Source organism: Streptomyces sp. TN58 (assembly GCF_001941845.1).
GTDB lineage: Bacteria > Actinomycetota > Actinomycetes > Streptomycetales > Streptomycetaceae > Streptomyces.
This window is the reverse complement of the sequence record NZ_CP018870.1, coordinates 3,983,589-4,007,655: the sequence shown is the minus strand read 5'-3', so window position 1 is coordinate 4,007,655 and position 24,067 is coordinate 3,983,589. Positions and strand designations below refer to the sequence as shown.

Annotated in this window: 23 protein-coding genes and 1 riboswitch; of the genes, 11 read left to right on the top strand and 12 right to left on the bottom strand. The window is 69.7% G+C overall.

From position 1 onward, the window contains the following. Positions 1-8: 8 nt before the first annotated feature. Together cydB and BSL84_RS18150 are read right to left on the bottom strand one after the other, a co-directional pair. Complete coding sequence (cydB, locus tag BSL84_RS18155) at positions 9-1,010, bottom strand: cytochrome d ubiquinol oxidase subunit II (RefSeq protein ID WP_030028204.1); 1,002 nt, start codon at positions 1,008-1,010, stop codon at positions 9-11. Positions 1,011-1,028: 18 nt separating this feature from the next. After that, the gene (locus BSL84_RS18150; RefSeq protein ID WP_075970739.1) at positions 1,029-2,534 is read right to left on the bottom strand and encodes a cytochrome ubiquinol oxidase subunit I; all 1,506 of its coding nucleotides are present in this window, start codon (positions 2,532-2,534) and stop codon (positions 1,029-1,031) included. 187 nt (positions 2,535-2,721) lie between these two features. On the opposite strand from BSL84_RS18150, the gene BSL84_RS18145 reads away from it, so the two are divergent. Next, the gene (locus tag BSL84_RS18145) at positions 2,722-3,090 is read left to right on the top strand and encodes a cyclophilin-like fold protein (RefSeq protein WP_075970738.1); all 369 of its coding nucleotides are present in this window, start codon (positions 2,722-2,724) and stop codon (positions 3,088-3,090) included. A 40-nt stretch (positions 3,091-3,130) separates the two neighbouring features. Here the strand turns inward: BSL84_RS18145 and hisC are convergent, their stop codons facing one another. After that, the gene (gene hisC / locus BSL84_RS18140) at positions 3,131-4,210 is read right to left on the bottom strand and encodes a histidinol-phosphate transaminase (RefSeq protein WP_030028208.1); all 1,080 of its coding nucleotides are present in this window, start codon (positions 4,208-4,210) and stop codon (positions 3,131-3,133) included. Between the two features lie 361 nt (positions 4,211-4,571). Between hisC and BSL84_RS18135 the strand changes: the two genes are divergently transcribed. The 3 genes from BSL84_RS18135 to BSL84_RS18125 all read left to right on the top strand — a co-directional run bounded on the left by BSL84_RS18135 (position 4,572) and on the right by BSL84_RS18125 (position 8,244). Next, positions 4,572-5,687, top strand: a complete 1,116-nt coding sequence (locus BSL84_RS18135) for a LacI family DNA-binding transcriptional regulator (protein ID WP_030028209.1) — start codon at positions 4,572-4,574, stop codon at positions 5,685-5,687. A 215-nt stretch (positions 5,688-5,902) separates the two neighbouring features. Next, on the top strand, positions 5,903-7,279 hold the full coding sequence (locus BSL84_RS18130; protein ID WP_075972146.1) for a metallophosphoesterase: 1,377 nt from the start codon (positions 5,903-5,905) through the stop codon (positions 7,277-7,279). 149 nt (positions 7,280-7,428) lie between these two features. After that, positions 7,429-8,244, top strand: a complete 816-nt coding sequence (locus BSL84_RS18125) for a membrane protein (protein WP_030032135.1) — start codon at positions 7,429-7,431, stop codon at positions 8,242-8,244. Between the two features lie 21 nt (positions 8,245-8,265). On the opposite strand, the gene BSL84_RS34805 is transcribed toward BSL84_RS18125, so the two are convergent. Beyond that, on the bottom strand, positions 8,266-8,973 hold the full coding sequence (locus BSL84_RS34805; protein ID WP_079273236.1) for a hypothetical protein: 708 nt from the start codon (positions 8,971-8,973) through the stop codon (positions 8,266-8,268). 295 nt (positions 8,974-9,268) lie between these two features. Here BSL84_RS34805 and BSL84_RS18115 point away from each other — a divergent pair, with 295 nt between their 5' ends. Further along, positions 9,269-10,381: a tetratricopeptide repeat-containing glycosyltransferase gene (locus tag BSL84_RS18115; RefSeq protein WP_199838733.1), complete on the top strand. Its 1,113-nt coding sequence runs from the start codon at positions 9,269-9,271 to the stop codon at positions 10,379-10,381. A gap of 84 nt (positions 10,382-10,465) precedes the next feature. Here the strand turns inward: BSL84_RS18115 and BSL84_RS36560 are convergent, their stop codons facing one another. Both BSL84_RS36560 and thiC read right to left on the bottom strand, forming a co-directional pair. Continuing rightward, positions 10,466-11,578 (bottom strand): hypothetical protein, encoded by a 1,113-nt coding sequence (locus BSL84_RS36560; protein WP_199838732.1) that lies wholly within the window; start codon positions 11,576-11,578, stop codon positions 10,466-10,468. A 272-nt stretch (positions 11,579-11,850) separates the two neighbouring features. Next, the gene (gene thiC / locus BSL84_RS18105; RefSeq protein WP_030025785.1) at positions 11,851-13,638 is read right to left on the bottom strand and encodes a phosphomethylpyrimidine synthase ThiC; all 1,788 of its coding nucleotides are present in this window, start codon (positions 13,636-13,638) and stop codon (positions 11,851-11,853) included. Further along, positions 13,632-13,777, bottom strand: a riboswitch (TPP riboswitch). (Overlaps the previous gene by 7 nt.) Positions 13,778-13,849: 72 nt before the next feature. Here thiC and BSL84_RS18100 point away from each other — a divergent pair. Next, positions 13,850-15,244, top strand: coding sequence for a YibE/F family protein (locus tag BSL84_RS18100; protein WP_078848742.1), 1,395 nt, complete (start codon positions 13,850-13,852; stop codon positions 15,242-15,244). 25 nt (positions 15,245-15,269) lie between these two features. Here the strand turns inward: BSL84_RS18100 and BSL84_RS18095 are convergent, their stop codons facing one another. From BSL84_RS18095 to BSL84_RS18080, 4 genes are all read right to left on the bottom strand, one after another. After that, on the bottom strand, positions 15,270-15,719 hold the full coding sequence (locus BSL84_RS18095; protein WP_030025783.1) for an SsgA family sporulation/cell division regulator: 450 nt from the start codon (positions 15,717-15,719) through the stop codon (positions 15,270-15,272). Positions 15,720-15,816: 97 nt separating this feature from the next. After that, entirely contained in the window at positions 15,817-16,563 is a 747-nt protein-coding gene (locus BSL84_RS18090; RefSeq protein ID WP_234308269.1) for an IclR family transcriptional regulator, read from the bottom strand. A gap of 288 nt (positions 16,564-16,851) precedes the next feature. After that, entirely contained in the window at positions 16,852-17,079 is a 228-nt protein-coding gene (locus BSL84_RS18085) for a DUF5326 family protein (RefSeq protein WP_030025781.1), read from the bottom strand. A gap of 163 nt (positions 17,080-17,242) precedes the next feature. Next, a complete protein-coding gene (locus BSL84_RS18080) occupies positions 17,243-17,560 on the bottom strand; it encodes a cupin domain-containing protein (protein ID WP_030025780.1) in 318 nt (105 codons plus the stop codon). Between the two features lie 89 nt (positions 17,561-17,649). Here BSL84_RS18080 and BSL84_RS18075 point away from each other — a divergent pair, with 89 nt between their 5' ends. The 4 genes from BSL84_RS18075 to BSL84_RS18060 all read left to right on the top strand — a co-directional run bounded on the left by BSL84_RS18075 (position 17,650) and on the right by BSL84_RS18060 (position 20,994). After that, positions 17,650-18,030, top strand: coding sequence for a phage holin family protein (locus tag BSL84_RS18075; RefSeq protein ID WP_030025779.1), 381 nt, complete (start codon positions 17,650-17,652; stop codon positions 18,028-18,030). 163 nt (positions 18,031-18,193) lie between these two features. Then, on the top strand, positions 18,194-19,363 hold the full coding sequence (locus BSL84_RS18070; protein WP_075970735.1) for a cystathionine gamma-lyase: 1,170 nt from the start codon (positions 18,194-18,196) through the stop codon (positions 19,361-19,363). Between the two features lie 185 nt (positions 19,364-19,548). Beyond that, positions 19,549-20,454, top strand: coding sequence for a LysR family transcriptional regulator (locus BSL84_RS18065; RefSeq protein WP_030025777.1), 906 nt, complete (start codon positions 19,549-19,551; stop codon positions 20,452-20,454). 60 nt (positions 20,455-20,514) lie between these two features. Next, positions 20,515-20,994 carry an NUDIX domain-containing protein gene (locus BSL84_RS18060; RefSeq protein WP_030025775.1) on the top strand — a complete coding sequence of 160 codons (480 nt, stop codon included), beginning with the start codon at positions 20,515-20,517 and terminating at the stop codon, positions 20,992-20,994. Between the two features lie 57 nt (positions 20,995-21,051). Here BSL84_RS18060 and BSL84_RS18055 read toward each other — a convergent pair whose 3' ends face one another. Further along, complete coding sequence (locus tag BSL84_RS18055) at positions 21,052-22,239, bottom strand: globin domain-containing protein (RefSeq protein WP_030025773.1); 1,188 nt, start codon at positions 22,237-22,239, stop codon at positions 21,052-21,054. 142 nt (positions 22,240-22,381) lie between these two features. Then, positions 22,382-23,032, bottom strand: a complete 651-nt coding sequence (locus BSL84_RS18050) for an HAD family hydrolase (RefSeq protein WP_045320637.1) — start codon at positions 23,030-23,032, stop codon at positions 22,382-22,384. A gap of 130 nt (positions 23,033-23,162) precedes the next feature. Here BSL84_RS18050 and BSL84_RS18045 point away from each other — a divergent pair, with 130 nt between their 5' ends. Continuing rightward, positions 23,163-24,056: a GNAT family N-acetyltransferase gene (locus BSL84_RS18045; protein ID WP_107069526.1), complete on the top strand. Its 894-nt coding sequence runs from the start codon at positions 23,163-23,165 to the stop codon at positions 24,054-24,056. Positions 24,057-24,067: the final 11 nt, after the last annotated feature.

The window sequence follows — 24,067 nt, the reverse complement described above, 5'->3', positions numbered from 1 at the left end:
CTCCAGGCTCAGTGCGCGTCGACGATGTGCTGCGTACCGATCCGCTTGCGGAACACCCAGTACGTCCAGCCCTGGTAGAGCAGCACGAGCGGGGTGGCCACGGCGGCCAGCCAGGTCATGATCTTCAGCGTGTAGGGGCTGGACGAGGCGTTGGTGACCGTGAGGTTCCAGGCTGCGTCGAGCGAGGAGGGCATCACGTTCGGGAAGAGCGTCAGGAAGAGCATCGCCACGGCCGCCGCGATGGTGATCCCGGACAGGGCGAACGACCAGCCCTCGCGTCCCGCCAGGTTGAAGCCGAGCGCGCCGAGCAGGGCCAGCACCGCCACCGCCATGGCGGCCAGGCTCTTGCCGTCGCCGCGCGAGACCTGGGTCCAGATCAGGAAGACCAGAGCCAGCACGGCGGCGACGAGACCCAGCACGGTCGCCGTCCCGCGCGCACGGTCCCGGATGTCACCGACGGTCTTGAGCGAGGCGAACACCGCACCGTGGAAGGTGAACAGCGTGAGGGTGACCAGGCCGCCGAGGAGCGAGTAGACGTTGAGCAGGTCGAGGAGGCTCCCGACGTACTCCTTGTCCTGGTCGATCTTCACCCCGCGCACGATGTTGGCGAAGGCCACGCCCCACAGGAAGGCGGGGATCAGGGAGGTCCAGAAGATCGCGTGTTCCCAGTTGGTCTGCCACCTGTCCTCGGGGCGCTTGTGCCGGTACTCGAAGGCCACCCCGCGGATGATCAGGCAGACCAGGATGACCAGCAGCGGCAGGTAGAAGCCGGAGAAGAGGGTGGCGTACCAGTCGGGGAAGGCGGCGAAGGTCGCACCGCCGGCCGTGAGCAGCCAGACCTCGTTGCCGTCCCACACGGGCCCGATCGTGTTGATCAGTACCCGCTTCTCCGTACGGTCTCGGGCGAGCAGCTTGGTCAGTACCCCGATGCCGAAGTCGAAGCCCTCCAGGAAGAAGTAGCCGATCCACAGGACGGCGATCAGCACGAACCAGACGTCGTGGAGCTCCATGGTGCGTTCTCCTCAGCCTCAGTACGAGAAGGCCATCGGCCGGTCGGGGTTCTTGTCGTCCCCGCCGATCTTGGTGGGCGGGTTGAGGTCGGCCTCGGTGAGCTCCGGCGGGCCGATCTTGACGTACTTGACCAGGAGCCTGACCTCGATCACGGCCAGCACCGCGTAGAGCAGGGTGAAGCCGATCATCGAGGTGAGCACCTCGCCCTGTGAGACGTGCGGCGAGACCGCGTCGCGGGTGCGCAGCACTCCGTAGACCACCCACGGCTGGCGGCCCATCTCGGTGAAGATCCAGCCCCAGGAGTTGGCGATGAGCGGGAAGCCCATGGTCCAGAGGGCGACGATCCAGTAGAGGTTGCCGATCCTGGGGCTCAGCGCCTTCCTGAAGAGCACCAGGTTCGGGACCTCGTCCTCCCCGGTGCGCAGCCCCGGCGGCAGCAGGAACTTCCTGCGGGTCAGCCAGAGCCCCAGCACGCCCACGCCGAGCGAGGCCATGCCGAAGCCGATCATCCAGCGGAAGCCCCAGTACGCGACCGGGATGTTGGGCCGGTAGTCGCCCGGCCCGAACTTCTCCTGCTCGGTCTTGTTGACGTCGTTGATGCCCGGAACGAAGGAGGTGAAGTCGTCGTTGGCGAGGAACGACAGCAGACCGGGGATCTCGACGGCCACCTTGTTGTGGCCCTTCTCGACGTCTCCGTAGGCGAAGACGGAGAAGGGCGCGGGCGCTTCGCCGTCCCAGAGGGCCTCGGCGGCGGCCATCTTCATGGGCTGCTGCTTGAACATGACCTTGCCCAGGAGGTCACCGCTGATCGCCGTGCCCATGCCGGCGATGATCAGGACGACCAGGCCCAGGCGCAGCGAGCTGCGCATCACCGGGACGTGCTTCCTGCGCGCCAGGTGGTAGGCGGATATGCCGGCCATGAACGCGCCGCCGACGAGGAAGGCGGCCGTCATGGTGTGGAAGAACTGGGTGAGGGCGGTGTTCTGGGTGAGTACCAGCCAGAAGTCGGTGAGCTCGGCTCGACCGCGCTCCTCGTTGATCCGGTACCCGACGGGGTGCTGCATCCAGGAGTTGGCCGCCAGGATGAAGTAGGCGGACAGGATGGTGCCGATGGACACCATCCAGATGCAGGCCAGGTGGATCCTCTTGGGCAGCTTGTCCCAGCCGAAGATCCACAGTCCGATGAAGGTGGACTCGAAGAAGAAGGCGATCAGCGCTTCGAAGGCGAGCGGGGCACCGAAGATGTCGCCGACGAACCGCGAGTAGTCGGACCAGTTCATTCCGAACTGGAACTCCTGGACGATGCCGGTGACGACACCCATCGCGATATTGATCAAGAAAAGCTTGCCCCAGAACTTGGTGGCCCTGAGGTACTTCTCCTTCCCGGTGCGCACCCAGGCGGTCTGCAGGCCGGCGGTGAGCGCGGCGAGCGAGATCGTGAGGGGCACGAAGAGGAAGTGATAGACGGTGGTGATGCCGAACTGCCATCGAGCCAGGGTTTCTGGCGCCAGAGCCAGGTCCACGTCCTCGTCTCCTTCGTGTCGCCGCGATCACAAGGGAGATCCGCCTCCAGAGCCCACCCAAAGCGGGAGGAAGCAGGCGCGCTTGTGAACGCGTTCACATTCACAAGCATTATGGCGCACCGCTTTCGGCGACCTTCACCCGGGGTACCCCTAGCCAATCCATTCAACAGATTGTTGAATTTGGCTCATGCAGATTCGAATCTCCTGGCCTGCGGGCCAGCTCACGGCAACCCTGCACGAGACCCCGACCAGCAAGGCGCTGATCGAGGCCCTTCCGATCTCCGCTTCCGCGAACACCTGGGGTGAGGAGGTCTACTTCGACACCGGCGTCTCCGCGGCGCTGGAGGCCGACGCCCGTCAGGTCGTCGAGCCCGGCACCGTCGCGTTCTGGACCGAGGGCGACGCCCTCGCGCTGCCCTACGGCCCGACGCCCATCTCGCGCACCGGCGAGAGCCGCCTGGCGAGCCCGTGCAACGTGCTCGGCTCGTTCGACGGCGACCCCCGCCTGCTGTCCACCGTCCGCGACGGCGACCCCGTGCGCGTGGAACTGGCCTGAACCCTCCCGGCCGGCTCCTCCGCCCCACGGAGTCCGGAGCCTAGAGCTCCTTGAAGAACGCCTCCGCCGTGTGCAGGAAGAGGTCGTTCGCCTCGGGCTCGCCGATCGTGACCCGAAGGCCCTCGCCCGCGAAGGGCCGGACCACCACACCGGCCTTCTCGCAGGCGGCCGCGAACTCCGCGGTCCGCTCGCCCAGCCGCATCCACACGAAGTTCGCCTGCGTGTCCGGCACCGTCCAGCCCTGCGCCAGCAGCGCCCCGTGGACCCTCGCACGCTCGCCCACCAGGGCTCCGACGCGGCCCATCAGCTCGTCCTCGGCCCGCAGCGAGGCGACCGCCGCGTCCTGCGCGAGCTGGCTGACGCCGAAGGGCACCGCCGTCTTGCGCAGCGCCGCCGCCACCCGCTCGTGCGCCACCGCGAAGCCGACCCGCAGACCGGCCAGCCCGTACGCCTTGGAGAACGTACGCAGCACGGCGACGTTGGGGCGGTCGCGGTACAGCTCGATGCCGTCCGGGACGTCCGTGTCGCGCACGAACTCGCGGTACGCCTCGTCCAGGACCACCAGGACGTCCGAGGGCACCCGGTCCAGAAAGCGCTCCAGCTCCTCCCGGCGCACGGCGGTGCCGGTGGGGTTGTTCGGATTGCAGACGAAGATCAGCCGGGTCCGCTCGGTGATCGCCGCGGCCATGGCGTCCAGGTCGTGCACGTCCCCGTCGGTCAACGGGACCTGCACCGAGGTCGCGCCCGAGATCTGCGTGATGATCGGGTACGCCTCGAAGGAGCGCCAGGCGTACATGACCTCGTCGCCCGGGCCGGCCGTGGACTGGATCAGCGACTGGGCCACGCCCACCGAACCGGTGCCCGTGGCCACGTGCTCGACCGGCACGCCGAACCGCTCGGCGATCTCGTTCACCAGGCCGGTGCAGGCCATGTCGGGGTACCGGTTGAAGCTCCCCGCCGCCGTGACCGCGCTCTCCAGCACCCCCGGCAGGGGCGGGTACGGGTTCTCGTTCGAGGACAGCTTGTACGCGACGGGCCCGCCCGCGGCAGCCGGCTTGCCGGGCTTGTATGTCGGAATGCCGTCCAGCTCGGCGCGCAGCTTCGGGCTGTTCTCGCTCACCGCAGGTCCTCCTCGACCGTCCCGTACGACGTCGCCGTCGACTCAATACTGCTCACCTTATGAGGATTCCGCCCTTCCGAGAATGGGGGCGCCTGGAATGCGGGGGAGCGCACGCATATATGCGCGCGCCGGTGGCCTACGCCGTGGCGCGCATCCCTCGTGCAGGTGAGTTGCGGTCGGCCCAAAACCGCGCCGGTTTGGCATGCCCCGTCCCGCCGACAAGCTCCCCCATCGACCCCCGCGATCAAATGCCTTTGTTTCCAAGGTCATTACGGGTGGTGAACCACGCAGAAACGTGCCTGTCAACGGGTGCATATGCACCCGGACCACCCGCCCCACCGAGCCCTACTATCGGCTCGCCATGACAGCAGCAGGGAAGCATCAGGTGAGCCGGACCGAGACCACCCGGCGGGCCGCCGGCCGACAGGGCCGGGCCGGCATCAGGGACGTGGCCGCCGCGGCGGGCGTCTCCATCACGACCGTCTCCGACGCGCTCAATGGCAAGGGACGGCTGCCCGACGCCACCCGCCGCCATGTTCGCGAAGTCGCCGACCGGCTCGGCTACCGCCCGTCGGCCGCCGCCCGCACCCTCCGTACCGGCAAGTCCGGCCTCATCGGCCTGACCGTGACCACGTACGGGGATGAACCTTTCACCTTCACCGAATTCGCCTACTTCGCCGAGATGGCCAGGGCCGCCACCTCGGCGGCGCTCGCCCGCGGCTACGCACTCGTCATCCTCCCCGCCACCTCGCGCCACGACGTGTGGTCGAACGTGGCTCTCGACGGCACCGTCGTGATCGACCCCTCCGACCACGACCCCGTCGTCACCGAGCTGGTCCGCCAGGGCCTGCCCGTCGTCTCGGACGGCCGGCCCGCCGGCTCCCTCCCCGTCACCGCCTGGGTCGACAACGACCACGAGGCCGCCGTGCTCGGCCTCCTCGACCACCTCGCCGCCGCCGGCGCCCGCCGGATCGGGCTGCTGACCGGCACCACCACCGACACCTACACCCGCCTGTCCACCACCGCGTACCTCAACTGGTGCGAGCGCGTCGGCCAGGACCCCGTCTACGAGTCCTACCCCGCCCACGACCCGTGCGCGGGCGCCGTGGCCGCCGACCGGCTCCTCGCCCGCCCCGACCGCCCCGACGCCGTCTACGGGCTCTTCGACCCCAACGGCACCGACCTGCTCGCCGCCGCCCGCCGCTACGGCCTGCGCGTCCCCGAGGACCTGCTGCTCGTCTGCTGCAGCGAGTCCACCGTGTACGCCAACACCGAGCCGCCCATCACCACCCTGTCCCTCAAACCGCGCCGCATCGGCACCGCCGTCGTGCAGTTGCTCATCGACGCGATCGAGGGCGTGGACACGGGACGCCCCGTCGAACAGGTCGTCCCGACCGAGCTGATCATCCGTACCTCGTCGCAGCGCAGGCAGCCCCGTACGACCGTCAGCCCGCCTCGATCTCCGGCCCAGGACTGACCGCCAGACCGCCCGGTCGGCCTGATCATCGGACGGTCCAAGATTTCAGCAGCGCCGATATCGGGCAAAAATGGTAGGAACGATACGCTCCGCAAAGGATTCACCACCCCTGGTGCGTCACACAGCGCGAGCCGCATTCCTATGATGGGCGCACGACATCACGGACCCTCCTCCCCGGAGGTCAGGAGGGTCCGCAGGTGTACGGCAGCGCGACGGTGGTGGAGGGGTCGATGACTCAGGGGGCCGGTCAGGGACCCGCGATGCGGACGGAAACGCTGCGGGACTTCCGGGTGCCAGTCACCGAACCCGCCGCGCGGTACGCCGTATCCACCGGTATGCCGGACGAGGCCCCCGTGTACGGCGAATACCCCGCGTACTACGAGGACGCCGCACAGGCCGCCGTGCCGCGGCAGCCCGAGGACACGCCGCAGCCTCCCGCGCCGCCCGCTCGTACCGCGCCTCCCGCGCCGCCGGTCCCGCACCACGACCCGCGTCAGGATCCGCGCCACGGCGCCCGCCACGACCCGCGCCGCGAGGAGCACCCGCACGCGGGCCCCCAGGGCCACCCGCAGCCGCAGGGACACGCCGACGCCGACACGCGCGCCGAGGCCGAGCCGGTGCGGGCGACGAGCCAGGGTCCCGAGGAGGACGTGCCCGACGGCTACACCCCGACCTACCGGGACCTCCCCGTCATCAGCCCCGGCTCGCTCGGCGGCGGCCCCGGCGACACCGTCCAGGTCCAGTACGTCCCGCAGGACACCGCCGGACCCGGCCCGCTCTACGTCGTCGGCGACGTCCACGGCTACCTCGACGAGCTCGTCACCGAGCTGCAGGCCCAGGGCCTGATCGACTCGGAGTGCCGCTGGTCCGCGGGCAACGCCCGGCTCTGGTTCCTCGGCGACTTCACCGACCGCGGCCCCGACGGCATCGGCGTCATCGACCTCGTCATGCGGCTGTCCGCCGAGGCGGCCGCCGCCGGCGGCTACTGCAAGGCCCTGATGGGCAATCACGAGCTGTTGCTCATCGGCGCCAAGCGGTTCGGCGACACCCCCGTCGTCTCCGGCGCCGGCACCGCCACCTTCCAGGCGGCCTGGCTGCTCAACGGCGGCCAGCGCACCGACATGGAGCGCCTGCAGGACGTACACCTGCAGTGGATGTCGCGGCTGGACGCGGCCGTGCTGGAGGAGGGCCACCTGCTGCTGCACTCCGACACCACCGCCTACCTCGACTACGGCGACTCCATCGAGGACGTCAACGACACCATCCACGAGCTCCTCAATCGTGGCGACGTGGACATCACGTGGGATCTCTTCCGGAAGTTCACCAAGCGGTTCGCCTTCCGCGACGAGGAGACCGGCCCGCAGGCCGTCCGTGAACTCCTCGACACCTACGGCGGCAGCCGCGTCGTGCACGGCCACAGCCCGATCCCGTACCTGCTGGGCGAGGTGGGCACGGAGGACGGCGACGACGCGCGCGGCCCGGAGGCCGTGGACGGCCCGCACGTCTACGCGGACGGGCTCGCCATCGCGATGGACGGCGGAGTGACGATGGCGGGCAAGCTGCTCGTCGTACGACTTCCGCTGAGCGACTGAGAGCTCACGCAGAGGGGTATTTCCGGAAAGCCCCTGTCACGGTGTGGCGTGGGCGCTCTACCATCGCCCTATCCGTAGCAGGCTCTCCTCCGTTTCAGCCGGCACCCGGGTCTACGCGCGGCAAACCGGCTTCTACGGAGCATCGGGGGATGCACATGACCAGCGCTCCGCACCTGCTGACCGAAGACCGACCGGAGTTCGACCGGCTCATCGACGAGGCACTGCGCGCCGCGGACCAGCGGCCCGAACTCGCCTCTCTCGGCGAGCGGCTGAACGCCGAACAGCTGCGCACGATGGCCCAGGGCGCCAGCGCCCTGCTGGCGGCGGCCGCCGCTGCCGAGTACGGCCACTATGTGAAGGTCCGCGGGGAGCGGCGCGACCAGCTGCTCGGCGCACCCGCCGCGATCGAGGACGAGGGCGAGGACCGGAGCGGCGGCGGCGCGGGCGTCAGCGCCGTGGTCGCCGTCCTCGCACCCGTCCTGGCGGGCACCGCCATGCTGATCTTCCTGCTCGTCGGCTACATCCTGAAGATGATCGAACCGGAACCGGCCTTCGCGCAGACGATGCTGACGACCGGTTGGCTCTTCGGCGCGCTCACCGCGGCCGCCCTGCTCTTCGCCGTGATCGGCCTGCTGGTCACCGCCGTCCGCAACAGCGCGACCGAGGTGGCGGCGGACGAGACCGAGGCGATACCCGACGAGGTGGCGCGGGCCCGCGAGGCCTGGCGGCACGCCCTGCTGGAGCGCGGCATCATCCCGTTCCTGCGGGACGCGCTGGCCGATCCGAGCGCGGGCCCGGGTTTCCCGACCCCCCGCACGCCAGGGGCCGGGCGCATCCCCAGTCTGGGGTACACCCGGCCCGACTTCACCAGTCCGGGAGCCCCGTCACAGGGCTCCCCTCCCGGCTACACGCCTCCGGACTTCACCAGCCCGGACTTCGGCGGCCCGGACCACCGGCCGGAGTAGACGCTCCCGCCGGCCCCGGGACTACTTCAGCGCCTTCGGCAGGTGGTTGTGGGCCATGGCCTCGTCGGCCCGGGTACGCAGCGGCGGGCTGTCCACCAGCACGTTCACCGGGGCCCACGGGGCGGCGCACGTGAGGGACGGAGGGTTGTTCCCCGGATCCGTCGTGCAGGTGGTCTCCCAGACGCGCCCGTCGGGAGCCACCGTCTCGACGTTGACGAGGCCGGCCTGGTCACTGACCGAGATGCCGCACGCCCCGGCGGGGAAGGCGGTGTTGTTGCTCAGGTTGTTCCACTCGAAGTCATCCGGCGGTGCCGGGGTGAGGCTTCGGATGCCGACCCAGGCCTGCCCGTTCACCAGGACCGCCTTGACCTCCGTGGCCGCGTTGGGCTTGTAGGCGGCGAGGGCGGTGCACGGACCCGTGGCGCCCGTCGCCCCTGTGGCGCCGTCGGCCCCGTCCTCGCCCGGCTCGCCCCGCGGGCCGCGCGGCCCCGTGGGACCCGTCGGCCCCCGCAGGCCCTCGCAGTCGTCGTCGCCGCCGCGGGCACCCGCCTGGGTGCCGGCGGTTCTCGGGTCGTAGTTCGAGTCCTGCTTCGCCTTGCAGTCTCCGCCGCCGGCCGGACCGGCCACCCGGACCGTCTCGGGCGCCTCGATGCTCTGCGCGGTGGCGAACGCCGGGCTGGCGATGCCCGCCACCACCAGGGCGAGTGACGCCAGCGTGCCTCCCTTCACCAAAGCACTCCGCCGGGCCACCGGCCCAAGGGGTGACCTGGTCCTGTTCACGGGGCTCATATACGCCGCTCCTTCTCGAAACCGATTGGAACCATGTGCGATCGGCCCGGACGGGCCGCCTTGCCCATAGTGGGTAAATCGGATTGGAAGCACCGGTCGCCCCGCGCGTCAGTCATCTCATCGGACCAGCGACAGGGCCCCAATGGCGGCTCTCCTCGTGGCTTCCTTGCACCCCTTTGGCCGGATCCCTACGGTCGCCTCACGATCGTCTTCACCCCCACCGTGGACGGGATCCGTGAAAGCAAAAATCTGCCTGAACATGATCGTGAAGAACGAGGCCGCGGTGATCAGGCGCTGTCTCGAATCCGTACGCCCTTTGATCGACACCTGGGTGATCGTGGACACCGGGTCGACGGACGGCACCCAGGAGATCATCCGGGAATTCCTCGGTGATCTCCCCGGTGTCCTGCACGAACGCCCCTGGAAGGGATTCGACGGAAGCCGCACCGAGGCGATCGACCTGGCCCGCTCCAGCGCGGACTACCTGCTGTTCGTCGACGCCGACGACGTGATCGAAATCGATTCCGGATTCCGTATGCCGGAGCTCACCTTCGATTCGTACGGCGTCGCGGTGCACCACCGTCCCGTCATCCACTGGCGGCCGGCCCTCGTCTCCACCCGATTGCCCTGGAAATACGTCGGCGTGCTGCACGAGTACCTCGACTGCGACGAGCCGTTCACCCGCGGAGTACTCGAAGGCTTCCATATCCGCATCGTCGGCGGAGGAGCCCGCCAGGGCGAAGGCAGCGACCGGGACAAGTACCTCCGCGATGCCGAGATCCTCGAAAAGGGCCTGCTCAAGGAACCCGAGAACGCGCGCTACGCCTTTTATCTCGCCCAGAGCTGGCGCGACGCGGGCGAGCCGGAGAAGTCCCTGGCCGCCTACGACCGGCGGGCGTCCATGGGCGGCTTCGCCGAGGAGGCCTACTGCGCCCAGCTCTACGCGGCCCGGCTCGCGGCGCGGCTCCGGCGGCCGCCGGCCGAGGTGACGGACCGCTACCTCCGCGCCCACGAGAGCCGCCCCGGGCGGGCGGAGGCGCTCGGTGATCTGGCGCGCCTGTGCCGCCTCGACGGCCGCTTCCAGCTGGCGTACCTGTTCGCCCGCCAGGCGGCGCGGATCCCGCGCCCCGAGGACATCCTGTTCGTGGAGTTCGACTGGTACGAGTGGCGCGCGCTCGACGAGCTCGCGGTCGCCGCCTACTGGGTCGGCGCGTACGAGGAGTCGCTGGAGTGCTGCGACCGCCTCCTGCGGGAGGGCGGGCTTCCGGAGAGCCAGCGCGAACGGGTGGGTGAGAACCGCGCGTTCGCGCTGTCCAAGCTGGGGCCGGAGTACCAGGTGGTGGCCTGAGGGGACGCGCTGTCGGCGTATGACCGAGGGGCCGGACGCATCCGCCAGATCCGGGATGCGTCCGGCCCCTCCGCGCTGGCTCTCCTAGCGGAGGCGGTTCGGGGGAGCTCCGAGCATCATGTCTCCCTTGAAGGACTTGCCGCGCAGGACTCCGGTCGGGCCGGGGCTCAGTTCGATCCAGCCCTCGTCCCAGATGAAGTTGTTCATGTTGGTGTCGCCGTGGGTCTGGTAGACCCTGTTGTCCGTGGTCAGGACCTGAATGAAGGCATTGTTGCCCTGGTCGATGATGGAGATGCCGCAGGCTCTGCCGAACGGGAAGCCCGGGTTGTCCGCGTCCGTGATGTTCTGCCAGACCGGCACGCCTCCGGTCGTGGTCGCTCGGCCGGCGTAGGCGATGCCGTTCGTGAGGGCGGCGCTGAACGACTCGGTGCCCGACGGCGCGATGCTGTCGATGTCGCTGCAGGGGCCGGTGGCGCCAGTGGCTCCCGTGGCGCCGACGGCGCCGTCCGCACCCGTGGCACCGGTCGCCCCGGTGGCACCGTCAGCGCCGTTCAGCCCGGAGGTGCCGGTGCTGCCCGTGGCACCGGTGGCACCGTCCGCGCCCGTGGCGCCGGTCGCGCCCGTGGCACCCGTGGCGCCGGGCGCACCATCCGCACCGGTGGCACCCGTAGCGCCCGTGGCACCAGGCGCACCATCCGCACCCGTCGCGCCTGTGGCGCCCGTGGCGCCGGGCGCACCATCCGCACCGGTGGCACCCGTAGCACCGTCCGCGCCGTCGGCGCCGTCCGCACCCGTCGCCCCGGTGGCGCCTGTGGCGCCCGTCGGCCCTGCCGGTCCGGGCCTCCCCTCCTCACACCTGTCGTCGCCGTTGGGGCCGGCCATCAGGCCCGCCGCCCAGGGACCCTCGTCCGGGTTGAAGTCCGGTCCCTGGTCCGGTCCCTGGTCCGGTCCCTGGTCCGGACGGTGGTCCGGGCGGTGGTCCGGGCGGTGATGATGGCCGTCCGGCCTGCAGTGGTCCCCGCCCGCGGGGGTCGCCGCGCTGACCCGCTCGGCCGCCTGGGTACTCTGCGCCACGGCGACGGCGGGGCTGGCCACCCCCACCATCACCAGTGCCAGCGATGCGAGCGTGCCCGCCTTGCGCCGGCTGCTCCTCGGCAGCGGGCCCAGGGCCGGCCTGGACCTGTTCTCAGGACGCATACCACTCCTTCTCGAAACCGGTCGAACGATCGTGGTGGGCCTCGTCGGCCACATCGGTAGCGTGGGAACCGATGCCGTCCGCGGCGGGATACCCCGCAGGCAAGTCCACTTATCGGACTATCGCGGCGACTCCAATGGCGCATGTCGGCCGCATGACGACCGCGTGCCCGACCCATCTGTCCGACGGCACGAAAAAACGGGCGGGCCCGCGACTCCCCCCATGGGTCGCGGGTCCGCCCGTCAGCCGGGTCCGTGTCGCCCTGCCGGCTGACTCAGTCGGCCAGCGGCAGGTAGACGCGGTTGCCCGAAGCCGCGAACTCGGCGGACTTCTCCGCCATTCCGGCCTGGATCTCGTCGGCCTTCAGGTCTCCGCCGTGCTCTCGGCGGATGTCCTGCGAGATCTTCATCGAGCAGAACTTCGGACCGCACATGGAGCAGAAGTGCGCGGTCTTGGCCGGCTCGGCGGGCAGGGTCTCGTCGTGGAACTCACGGGCCGTGTCCGGGTCCAGGGCCAGGTTGAACTGGTCCTCCCAGCGGAACTCGAACCGCGCGTCGGACAGGGCGTCGTCCCACTCCTGCGCGCCCGGGTGCCCCTTGGCCAGGTCCGCCGCGTGCGCGGAGATCTTGTACGTGATGACGCCGGTCTTGACGTCGTCGCGGTTGGGCAGGCCCAGGTGCTCCTTGGGCGTGACGTAGCAGAGCATCGCCGTGCCCCACCAGGCGATCATCGCGGCGCCGATGCCCGAGGTGATGTGGTCGTACGCGGGCGCGACGTCCGTGGTCAGCGGACCGAGCGTGTAGAACGGCGCCTCCTCGCAGATCTCCTGCTGGAGGTCGATGTTCTCCTTGATCTTGTGCATCGGGACGTGGCCCGGGCCCTCGATCATCGTCTGGACGTTGTGGCGCTTGGCGATGGTGTTGAGCTCGCCCAGCGTCTTCAGTTCGGCGAACTGCGCCGCGTCGTTGGCGTCCGCGATGGAACCGGGGCGCAGACCGTCACCGAGGGAGTAGGTGACGTCGTACGTCGCCAGGATCTCGCAGAGCTCCTCGAAGTTGGTGTAGAGGAAGTTCTCCTTGTGGTGCGCGAGGCACCAGGCGGCCATGATCGAGCCGCCGCGCGAGACGATGCCGGTCTTGCGGCGGGCGGTCAGCGGTACGTACGGCAGCAGCACGCCGGCGTGGACCGTCATGTAGTCGACGCCCTGCTCGGCCTGCTCGATGACCGTGTCCTTGTAGATCTCCCAGGTCAGCTCCTCGGCGCGGCCGTCGACCTTCTCCAGCGCCTGGTAGAGCGGCACGGTGCCGATCGGCACGGGCGAGTTGCGCAGCACCCACTCGCGGGTGGTGTGGATGTTGCGGCCCGTCGAGAGGTCCATGACCGTGTCCGCACCCCAGCGGGTCGCCCAGGTCATCTTCTCCACCTCCTCCTCGATGGAGGAGGTGACGGCGGAGTTGCCGATGTTGGCGTTGACCTTCACCAGGAACTTCTTGCCGATGATCATCGGCTCGATCTCGGGGTGGTTCACGTTCGCCGGGAGGACCGCGCGGCCCGCGGCGATCTCCTCGCGGACGACCTCGGGGGAGACGTTCTCGCGGATCGCGACGTACTCCATCTCCGGGGTGATCTCGCCCCGGCGGGCGTACGCGAGCTGCGTGACGGCGGCGCCGTCACGGCCCCGGCGGGGCTGGCGGGGGCGGCCGGGGAAAACCGCGTCGAGGTTCTTGAGGCCACCGCGCGGCGAGGTGTGCTTGATGCCGTCGTCCTCGGGGCGGACGGGGCGGCCGGCGTACTCCTCGGTGTCCCCGCGGCCGATGATCCAGTTCTCGCGCAGCGGGGCGAGGCCGCGCCGCACATCGGTCTCGATCTGCGGGTCGGTGTACGGACCGGACGTGTCGTACAGCGTCACGTCCTTGCCGTTGGTGAGGTGGACCTGGCGGACCGGCACCCGGATGTCGGGGCGGGAGCCCGCCACGTAGCCCTTGTGCCAGCCGGGCTTGCGCTCGGCCCCGCCGTCGGCTTCCTGGCTGACGGCAGGCGTGCGTGCGTCCTGAATGGTCATGAGACCTATCTCCCTACGCCGGCATTACCCGGTAACAGGTTCGGCGGTCGACGCAGCCTCCTCCCGTACGCATCTGTGATGCGCGTACGGTGATCAGCGTCCTCTCAGCCCGGTGCTCCGAGCTCCCGCGTTGTGCAAAGTAGCCCCCACGCTAGCGTCATCCATGGCGTGCTGAACAGTGGGCCCCCTCATCTCTTGCGATGATCTGCTGGTGACGTCTTCGCCGCAGCCCCCCATCGAGCCCACGGACCCCGGTGTCCACACCGGTCACACCCACGACGGCCACGGACATTCCTCCGGGCATTCACACAGTCACGGCCACGGCCCCGCCGCCCCCGTCTCGAAGCATCTGCGCAAGGTCATCGCGGCCGTACTGATCCCCTTCGCCGCAGCGGTCTTCGTCGGCCTGGTGGTGCTCTGGCCCGGCGGCACCCCCGCCCACGAGCGGACCGGGGTGGGCTTCGACCGGCAGACGCAGCAGGCCAGAGTCGTCTCGCTGGAACACGTCGACTGCAAATCCGTGAACGCCGCACAGGTACCGGCGGCGGGCGGGACCCCGACCGCGCCGGGTGGCGGGGCCCGGGGCGCGCAGACCGGTGAGTGCAAGAAGGCCACGGTCGAGATCGGGAGCGGCCCGGACCGGGGACGCACCTTCGTGGAGATCGTCCAGCCTGGCGCACCACGGCAGTTGGCGGACGGTCAGGAGGTGGTGGTGGCCTACGCACCGGACGCGCCCCGCGACCTCCAGTACTCGGTGATCGACGTGAACCGCAAGCTCCCGCTCGCGGTGCTGGCGGGCATCTTCGCGCTGTCGGTCGTACTCGTCGGGCGGATGCGCGGGCTGTTCGCGCTGATCGCCCTGGTCGTCAGCTTCGGCGTGCTGACGCTCTTCATCCTCCCCGCCATCCTCCAGGGGTCGAACCCGCTGGTGGTCGCGGTGGTGGGGGCGAGCGCGATCATGCTGATCGCGCTCTACATGTGCCACGGCCTGACCGCCCGTACGTCGGTTGCGGTCCTCGGCACACTCGTGTCGCTGCTGCTCATCGGGCTGTTGGGGTCGGTGTTCATCGACTGGGCCTTCCTCAGCGGCAACACCGACGACAACACCGGTCTGATCCACGGGCTCTACCCGGACATCGACATGAGCGGCCTGCTGCTGGCCGGGGTGATCATCGGATCGCTGGGTGTGCTCGACGATGTGACGGTCACCCAGACCTCGGCAGTCTGGGAACTCCATCAGGCCGACCCGTCGATGGGGCCCCGGTCCCTGTACCGGGCCGCCATCCGGATCGGCCGCGACCACATCGCGTCGGTGGTCAACACCCTGGTGCTGGCCTACGCGGGCGCCGCGCTCCCCCTGCTCCTGCTGTTCTCGATCGCCAACAGCAGCATGGGATCGGTGGCGAACAGCGAGCTGGTCGCGGTGGAGATCGTACGGACCCTCGTGGGCTCGATCGGGCTGGTGGCCTCGGTGCCCGTGACGACGGCACTAGCCGCACTGGTGGTCTCGGCCGACCGGCCGGAATCCCCGGGCGCCGCTCCGGCGGCGGCCGCGGCCCCGGCCTCTGGACCGGTCCGCGGCCGGGGCCGTCGGCGCAAGCGCTGAACGACGGTTCAGGCTGGGCGGTGCGTCAGCCGGCGTTCTGCTCGTTCTGCTGCGACTCGGCCAGGATTCTGCCGAGCGCCTCGTCGAGGTGCTCCTCGAAGTCGCCGGTGTTGCGTTCCTGTCCGAGCGGAACGAGCCGGTCCGTGCGGTCGAGGAACGCGACGAGCGGCGCCGCGCTGGCGCGGAACAGGGCCCGGTCGCCGCCGACCTGGAGGCGGATGTGGACGTCGGACAACTCCTCGGGGCTGGTGGGGGCGATGTGCACGTCGCCGTCACCGCATGGCTTGTTGATGCCGTCGAGGAGGAGCTCCCGGCCGAACGCCCAGGTCACGGGCGCGTCTCCGGGAAGGTGGAAAGTCAGGCGGACTGCGTAGGGATCACGGGTGTCGTACCGGAGTTCCACCGGGATCCGGAACGAGAGCTCCTCGGAAACGAGGAAGCTCATCATGACCTCTGCCTGTACCGACTCGCGCATTGACTACCCCGCTGTAGTGGAAGTGGCCAGGAATGATCCCCCAGGGCCCTCTTGACAAGAGTGGTGGAAGCGCTAGCAGATCACAAGGAGTGAGTTTTCAGATACTGATAGAGAACGAGAGGGTACTCAACAGCGCGCCTACTTCACTCCGTAGTCGATCGACTACATACAGCAATCGATCTTCCTGATGCAGGGGCAAGGAAATGGCCATAGTCGCGGCCGCATCCCCGGCCGTGATGGGGATGGCGGCGCAGACCGTGCCGAGGGCATATTCCTGCCGCTCGATTACAGGCTGCATTCGCCCGAGGGCCCCGATCCGGTTCTCCAGGGAGCGCAGATCGCGCACGGTATAAGGGGTGATGGCCTCCACCGGATGGCGGTCGTAATAGTCCTTGCGCGCGTCCTCGTCGAGCTGGCCGAGCAGGCACTGCCCGATGGCGTGCGCGTACCCCGTCTCGCGGAAGTCGGCCCACTCCTCGCAGGCCGGACTGCCCGGGGTGTCCGAGACCCCCACGACCTCGATTTCACCCTCGCGGTAGACCGCGAAGTAGACGGGTGCGCCGACGACGTCACGGAAGTGCGCGAGCGAGTCGAGGATCATGCTGCGACGTTTCTGCTGGAGTCCCCCGCCGGCCAGCCTGCCGGCCGCGTCGCCGAGTACGAAGACTCCGCACTCTCTGCGGAGATAGCCCTCGTGCGTCAGGGTGCGCAGCAGGTGGTAGGCGGTGGGAAGCGGGAGCCCGGCCTCACGCGCCAGCTGCTTCGCCGGGGCTCCCCCGCTATGGGATCCCGCGGCTTCCAACAGCCTCAGCGCCCTCTGCACCGAACCGATCAGTGTCGGCACACCGGCATTGTGGACCGGAGACACAGCTCACCCCCAGGCGTGGCAGCGGGCCTTCGGGGTGACCCGCTCGGCGGGGTCCACCCCCGCGCGTGCCGGTCCTGGGGGTCGCGCTCGGCGGGTCGTCGGCATCACCTCAGGTCAGGAGGTGATATCGGCTTTCGGTGCCCAGGGATCGGCACAGATCGCGACTCTATCCACCGTTTCCGTGGCCGTGAGCCGTTCAGGGCGCCTCGTTCCCTCAGCTGGGTTAATGCCGAAGCCGGTCCCGCCTGTCACCTGTCGGCCGTCCTACCACTCGCCGGAGGAGGACTTCGACGTTCCGCCGCCGACCTTCTTCACTACGAAGATCAGACCGGCGACGAGGCCGACGAAGAGCAGCAGCTTGAAGGCGAACGAGATCAGCGCGCCCAGGATGCTGGTGATGACACCGCCGAAGACGAACAGGGCCAGCAGCGGGACGGCGACCCACTTAACCCACCAGGGCATGCCTGCGAATATCTCTCGGATGCCGTTCATGTCCTCGACCTCTTCCCGGTCTTCCCGTGTGTGACTTCCTGCCCTCGATGCTAGGAGTCCGCAGGCTCCGATCGGGTCGCCGGAGCCCCCGGAGTCCCCTGATCCGCCCCTTAGGGGGTGTTCGGCGGATCGGGGCCCCGACCCTGGTCCGCGGAACCGTCAGTCAGCTCTCCGGCGGGGAGAAGACCACCATCACCTTCAGGTCCTCGGTGATGTGGTGGAACTTGTGCGGGACGCCTGCCGGGACGTAGACGACGCTGCCCCGCGCCACGGTGGTGGTCTCGTCCCCGACAGTGATCGAGGCCCGGCCGCTGACGACGAAGTACACCTCGTCCTGCCCGTGCGGCCGCTGCGGATCAGTCTGGCCGGCGTCGAGCGCGTAGAGCCCGACCGACATGTTCCGCTCACGCAGGAACTGCAGATAGGCGCCGTCATTGGCGGCCCTTTCCGCTTCGAGCTCGTCAAGCCGGAAGGCTTTCATCGTGGTTGTGCCCCTTGTACTCGATCGTTCCCTCGCATCCGCTGGTCTGCGGATGTCCCACCGGGATCTTCTCTGCCACGATCAGACACATGACGAATTTCGTAGTCAAGACGCTCGCCAACGCCGCGGCCCTGGCCGTCGCCGTGTGGCTGCTCGCCGGCATCACCCTCGACGACGGCAGCAGCCTCGGCCGGCGGACACTCACACTGATCCTCGTCGCCCTGGTCTTCGGCCTGGTCAACCTGATCGTCAAGCCGCTCGTGAAGCTGCTCTCGCTGCCCCTCTTCGTGCTCACCCTGGGACTGTTCACGCTGGTCGTGAACGCCCTGATGCTGCTGCTGACCTCATGGCTGGCCACGCAGCTCGACCTCAGTTTCCACGTCGACGGATTCTGGACCGCGCTCCTGGGCGGCCTGATCATCTCCGTCGTCTCCTGGGCCGTGAACATGGTCCTGCCCGACAAGGACTGAGCGGGCCGCGCACGTACCGGGCCGGACAACACGACGTACCCGGCCCCTTTTACGCGCCGATCGGCGGCTACCGGCAATGCCTGGAACCCACCGAGGCGGCCGGCCCCGGCCTGCCGGACGCCCGACGCCCGTCCTCCCGCCAGTCCCTGAAGGAGCACACCGCGTGAACGAGCACCACCCCGAGGGAGCCGTCGAGGCGATCGGTGACGGCACCCGCGCCGTACGCGCCGGCCTGCCCGAGGCCGTCAAGAACGAACCGCCCCTGCCGGGACCGGTCTTCGCCGCCCACTTCCACCTCCCCGGAGACGTCGAGGGCCCGTACGCCTACGGCCGCGACACCAACCCGACCTGGACCCTGCTGGAACGGGCCATCGGAGAGCTGGAAGCCCCCGGCCAGGACGTTCACACCATCGTCTTCGCCTCCGGGATGGCGGCGGTCTCCGCCGTTCTCCTCTCCCAGACGCGCACGGGCGACACCGTCGTCCTGCCCGACGACGGATACCAGGCGCTGCCCCTGCTGCGGCAGCAGCTGGAGGCGTACGGGATCCACGTGCGCACCGCCCCCACCGGCTCGGACGCCCAGATCGAGGTCCTCGACGGCGCCCGGGTGCTGTGGATCGAAACGCCGTCCAACCCCGGGCTCGACGTGTGCGACGTACGACGCCTCGCGGAGGCCGCCCACGCCGGCGGGACCCTGGTCGCCGTGGACAACACCCTCGCCACTCCGCTGGGGCAGCGGCCCCTGGAGCTCGGGGCGGACTTCTCCGTGGCCAGCGGTACCAAGGGCCTCACCGGCCACGGCGACCTGCTGCTCGGGTACGTCGTGTGCCGCGACCCGGAACTGGCGGCCCGCGTCCGGGGATGGCGCAAGATCGTCGGAGCGATCCCCGGCCCCATGGAGGCCTGGCTCGCCCACCGTTCGCTGGCCACGATCCAGCTGCGCGCACAGCGCCAGTGGACCAACGCCCTGGCCGTCGCGGAGGCACTGGGCGGACGCCGCGAAGTGAGCGGCGTGCGCTACCCGGGGCTCGCCACGGACCCCTCCCACAAGACGGCCGCCCGCCAGATGCGGGGCTTCGGCTCGGTGGTCTCCTTCACGCTGCCCGACCGGGCGCACGCGGAACGATTCATGGCAGCCCTGCACCTGGTCGAGGACGCCACGAGTTTCGGCGGCGTGCGCTCCACCGCCGAGCGGCGCGGACGGTGGGGTGGCGATGCCGTGGCCGAGGGCTTCATCCGCTTCTCCGCCGGGGCCGAGGACACCCACGACCTGGTCGCGGACGTCCTGCGCGCCCTCGACGGGGCCCTGGACCCGGCCGGTCAGGAGCGCTGAACTCCGCGGAAGCCGTGGAAAGAGCGGTCCGAGCCTCCCCCCTAGTGGCTCGGACCGCCCCTGGGTTCCGCGCGCGAAGAACCACGCGACAAGGCTAATTGACTCTGCGTCAGAGTCCAATCACGGTAGCGACAGGGGCCTATCTGCATATTTATAGTTGTAGACCCCCACCGAGAGGTGTCGCGATGGATCTGGCCCTGCTGCGCACCTTCGTCACCGTCCACCGGGCGGGCTCGTTCACACGCGCCGCAGCCCTCCTCGGACTGTCCCAGCCCGCCGTGACCTCGCAGATCCGCACACTGGAGCGGCAGTTGGGGCGGCCGCTCTTCCACCGGCGGGCCCGCGGTGTCACGCCCACCGCCGTCGGTGACGAGCTCGCCCACAAGGCCGCCCCGCACCTCGACGCCCTGGTCCGGATCACCGAGGCCGAGCGGGAGGACACCGGCGGGCTGCGGTCCCTCCACGTCGCCGGGCCGCCCGAGTTCCTGTCCCTGCGCGTGCTCCCCGCCCTGGCGCCGCTCGTAGGCCAGGGCCACACCCTGCGCGCCACCCTGCAAAGCGACTCCGGAACCGTTCTCGACGGGCTCGCCGCCGGCCACCACGACCTCGTCGTCACCACCGCCCATCCGCGCGGCGGCCCCTTCACCGCCACGGCGCTCTGCGACGAGGAACACGTCCTGGTGGCGGCGCCCTACTGGGCCGCCCTCGTCGACACGGACCGGCTGCGGGACGACGGACCCGGGGCGCTGGAGGGCATTCCGCTCGTCGAGGTCCACGAGACCCTGCCGCTCGTCACCCGGTACTGGAGCGCCGTCTTCGACGTCCTGCCTGCCACCCGGTCCCTGTCCGCCACCGTGGTCGTACCCGATCTGCGTGCCGTACTGGAATGCGTCCTCGCCGGGGCGGGACTCGCGGTGCTGCCCCGGTACCTGTGCCAGGAAGCCCTCGACAGCGGCCGGATCACCGCAGTGGCCGAGCCTCCCGTGCCACCGCTGCGCACCTGGTTCCTGGTCCTGCGGGCCGGCAGCCCCGCCCTCACCCACCTCGCGCGGGCGCGCGAGCGCCTGCTGGACGCCGCCGCGCACTGGTGAGCCCCCTGTTTCCGGCCCATGGCGCGTTTCAGAAGCGGAATGGTGGGCCACTCTTCTCCCATGACCGAACGTCCCGTGGTCAAACGCACCGCCCGCGCGATCCTGCTCGACGGTGACGACCTGATCCTCATCAAACGCACCAAGCCCGGTGTCGACCCGTACTGGGTCACCCCCGGCGGGGGAGTGGAGCCCTCCGACGCGACCGTCGTCGACGCCCTGCACCGAGAGGTCCACGAAGAGCTCGGCGCGAAGATCACCGATGTCGTGCCCTGCTTCGTCGACACCGTCGAGCACATCGCCGACGGCGGGGTGACCGGCGTGAAGGTGCAGCACTTCTTCGTCTGCCGCCTCGAATCGATGGACCCGAGCATCCGGCACGGCCCCGAGGTCGACGAGCCCGCGGGCGAGTACGAGATCGTCCGTGTGCCCTTCAGCAGGGTGGGCATCGCTGCGGTCCATCTCGTCCCGCTGTCCCTACGCCACTACCTGGACGGCAACATCGAGGGTGTGCGCGCCATGCACGCGCCCGACCTGGGCTGAAGCCGCTCGGGGCCGGTGGGCTGGCGCCGGTCCCGGACCGGCCGTGCCCGCCGGATCTCACCCCTCGATGCCCACGAGCTCCTCGACCGCGTCGTGCCTGATGCGCTCGCCGGGAATGCCGATCCGCAGGAGCTCGTCCACCCCGCTGCGGATCATCGCGGGCGGTCCCGAGATGAAGGCGTCGTACGAGCTCCACGGACCGTGCTCACCCACGGCGTGCGGCAGCTGCCCCGCCAGCCCGTCGCCGACCACCGGGCGCACCGACAGCCACGGATGCGAGCGCTGAAGACCCAGCAGCGTGTCCTTGTCGTAGAGGTCGTTGTCGCTGCGCGCGCCGAAGAACACCTCCACCGGCCGCCGCTCCCCGTGTCCGGCCACGTCCTCGATCAGCGCCTTGATCGGGGCGATGCCGGTGCCGCCTGCCAGACAGAGCATCCCGTTGTCCGTGGTGTGGTCCACCACCATCGAACCGGTCGGCGGTCCCAGGCGCAGCACGTCCCCGGGACGGGCATGGCGCACCAGGGCGTTGGAGACCCAGCCGGCGGGGACGGCCTTGACGTGGAAGGAGAGCAGGCCGTCGCCCCGGGGGGCCGAAGCGAAGGAGTAGTGCCGCCAGACCCGCGGCCACCACGGGGTCTCCAGGCTGGCGTACTGGCCGGCCAGGAAGGCGTAGGGCTGGTCGGGTCGGACGGTCAGCACCGCGATGTCCGGGGTGCGCAGGTCGTGGGAGACCACCTCCGCGTGCCACCAGGCGGGGGCCTTCACCTCGTCCTCGGCCGCCGCGTCGATCATGATCTGGGAGATCGCGGTGTACGCCCGTACCCAGGCGGCCTCGGCCTGCGGCCCCCAGGTCTGCGTCGCGAACCGGGCCAGCGCCCCGACGAGGGCCTCGCCGATCACGGGGTAGTGGCCGGCCATGGTGCCGTACTTGCGGTGCCCGGTGCCCAGGCGGCAGAGGTAGGGGGTGAGTACCGCAGGATTGTCGATGTGCTCGGCGGCGGTCAGCAGGGCCTTCAGGAGGCGGTCGCGCTGCGTGTCCATGGCCACCGGGAACATGTCCCGCACTTCCGGGTGGCCGGTGAAGACCAGGGCGTAGAAGTACGCGGTCATCTTGTCGGCGACCGGGGCGATCTCCGCGAGGGTCCGGCGGATGAGTACGGCATCCGGTGAGGGCTCGGCCAGGCCGCCCTCGGAGGGTATCCGGGCCGCTTCGCGTCTGGCCGATCTGGTGGGCGGAGCGTCCATGCGGTGCCTCGCTTCGAGCATCTCGGTCGGGGTGCACACGCCACGGTCGGTCGATCCGTGGTTCCGGGTTTCACAGCGTGCCAGCCCTCCCAGAGGCCTGCGGGGAAACGAGGAAAATCCGCGTTTCGAACCCACTTTCCTCCTAAGATGCGTCAACTCCCGGGCGCGCCATCGCCACGAGCTGGTATACCTCCCGCAGATCCCGCCCCTCGTAGACATGGCTCGCCCGCGCGGCCAGATGCGGTCGCGCATTAACCGCCACCGACACGGATACCGCGTCGAAGAGGTGGATGTCGGTCGACGAATCCCCGTACGCCACACAGTCGGCCCGGGTCACCCCGAACTGCTCGCACAGCCGGTCTGCCACCGTCACCTTGGCCTCGGGGGTCAGGATTCCGGCCGCTTCCACGGGACGGGTGAAGGGCACTTCCGGGAAGACCGACCCATGGGCCGCATGGGCACCCCACTCCAGCAGCAGTTCCACGAAGAACGACGGCGACAGGGAGACCACCGCGCAGTACTCCCCCCGCTGCCTGATCTCCTGCCAGACGTCCCGGATGCCCGCGAGCCAGGGAGCGCCGTCGAACGCGGCCCTGACATGGTCCGGCGTCAGTCCGGCCCACAGGGCATGTGCCGCCACCGAGAACTGGTGTGGGCCGATCTCCCGCGCGGCAAAGGACCGCTCCAGCTTGGCGATTTCGGCACTCACCCCGAGCTGGCGTGAGATCTCCACCGGAGCCGCCGAGCCGTACATCAGCGTTCCGTCGAGATCGAAGAGGTGCAGGCGCGTCATAGCCCCTGAGGCTAGTGGCTTGGTTTCACGTGAAACACCGCGTTTCACGTGAAACGTGGCCGGGTGTTTCACGTGAAACATCAAGCCAAATTCCCTGGACGACTCCCGGTCCATGATCCAGTCTGGGGCGGTGACACCACCACACATCACCGATCTCCCGATCCGGGCGCTGACCGTGGACGATCTCCACCGCTGCGCCGACCTGTCCGAAGATCGTGGCTGGCTCCGCGAGGAGCACAAGTGGGGGCTGCTGCTCGCCGCGGGAAACGGCTTCGGCGTGGACGCCCCGGACGGCCAGGGCCTCGCCGCCGCCTGCGTCGTCACCCCATACGGCAGCACTTCGAACGGCCCCGCACTCGCCGCCATCGGCATGGTTCTCGTGGCGGACCGCTACGCCCGGCAGGGCATGGGGCGCTCCTTGATGACCCATGTCTGCAACGACGTACTCAAGGGCGTCCCGCTCACCCTGCACGCCACTCCGTACGGGCGCCCGCTCTACGAGGAGCTCGGGTTCGAGACCACGGGCCGCGCCGAGATGCTGGTGGGTGCCTTCCACGAGGACGGCGCCTCCGACGCCCAGGACCCCACTCGGGTACGGCCCGCGGTCGCCGATGACCTCCCCCGTATCCTGCGCCTCGACGCCGAGGTCTTCGGAGCCGACCGCACCCACATGATCACGCGGCTGCCGGCCTTCGCCGACCAGCTGCTCGTCTGCGAGGACCGCGACGGAGACGGCACTCTTACGGGGTACGCCGCAGCCTGGCCCAACATGCACACGCACGTCATCGGCCCGCTCGTCGCCCGCGATACCGGAACGGCCAAGTCCCTGATCACTGCCCTCGCCCGAGGCACGGACCGTGTCCTGCGCACGGACGTCGATGTACGCCACGAGGAACTGTTGGCGTGGCTCAAGGAACGGGGCCTGGAGTGCGTGGCCTTCAACGCTGTGATGGTCCGGGACATCCCCGACCTCCCCGGTGACTGGACCCGCCGCTGGGCGCCGCTGACCGTGGCCGCCGGCTGAAAGGAGCCCCG

What these genes read in the sequence shown, in the direction of transcription:
- BSL84_RS18135 (WP_030028209.1), top strand. Translation starts at nt 4,572, where the DNA reads ATGACAGCAGCAGGGAAGCATCAGGTGAGCCGGACCGAGACCACCCGG.
- BSL84_RS18075 (WP_030025779.1), top strand. Translation starts at nt 17,650, where the DNA reads ATGACGAATTTCGTAGTCAAGACGCTCGCCAACGCCGCGGCCCTGGCC.
- BSL84_RS18125 (WP_030032135.1), top strand. Translation starts at nt 7,429, where the DNA reads ATGCACATGACCAGCGCTCCGCACCTGCTGACCGAAGACCGACCGGAG.
- thiC (WP_030025785.1), bottom strand. Translation starts at nt 13,638, where the DNA reads ATGACCATTCAGGACGCACGCACGCCTGCCGTCAGCCAGGAAGCCGAC.
- BSL84_RS18055 (WP_030025773.1), bottom strand. Translation starts at nt 22,239, where the DNA reads ATGGACGCTCCGCCCACCAGATCGGCCAGACGCGAAGCGGCCCGGATA.
- BSL84_RS18060 (WP_030025775.1), top strand. Translation starts at nt 20,515, where the DNA reads ATGACCGAACGTCCCGTGGTCAAACGCACCGCCCGCGCGATCCTGCTC.
- BSL84_RS18145 (WP_075970738.1), top strand. Translation starts at nt 2,722, where the DNA reads ATGCAGATTCGAATCTCCTGGCCTGCGGGCCAGCTCACGGCAACCCTG.
- BSL84_RS18065 (WP_030025777.1), top strand. Translation starts at nt 19,549, where the DNA reads ATGGATCTGGCCCTGCTGCGCACCTTCGTCACCGTCCACCGGGCGGGC.
- BSL84_RS36560 (WP_199838732.1), bottom strand. Translation starts at nt 11,578, where the DNA reads ATGCGTCCTGAGAACAGGTCCAGGCCGGCCCTGGGCCCGCTGCCGAGG.
- BSL84_RS18095 (WP_030025783.1), bottom strand. Translation starts at nt 15,719, where the DNA reads ATGCGCGAGTCGGTACAGGCAGAGGTCATGATGAGCTTCCTCGTTTCC.
- BSL84_RS18085 (WP_030025781.1), bottom strand. Translation starts at nt 17,079, where the DNA reads ATGAACGGCATCCGAGAGATATTCGCAGGCATGCCCTGGTGGGTTAAG.
- BSL84_RS18050 (WP_045320637.1), bottom strand. Translation starts at nt 23,032, where the DNA reads ATGACGCGCCTGCACCTCTTCGATCTCGACGGAACGCTGATGTACGGC.
- BSL84_RS18080 (WP_030025780.1), bottom strand. Translation starts at nt 17,560, where the DNA reads ATGAAAGCCTTCCGGCTTGACGAGCTCGAAGCGGAAAGGGCCGCCAAT.
- cydB (WP_030028204.1), bottom strand. Translation starts at nt 1,010, where the DNA reads ATGGAGCTCCACGACGTCTGGTTCGTGCTGATCGCCGTCCTGTGGATC.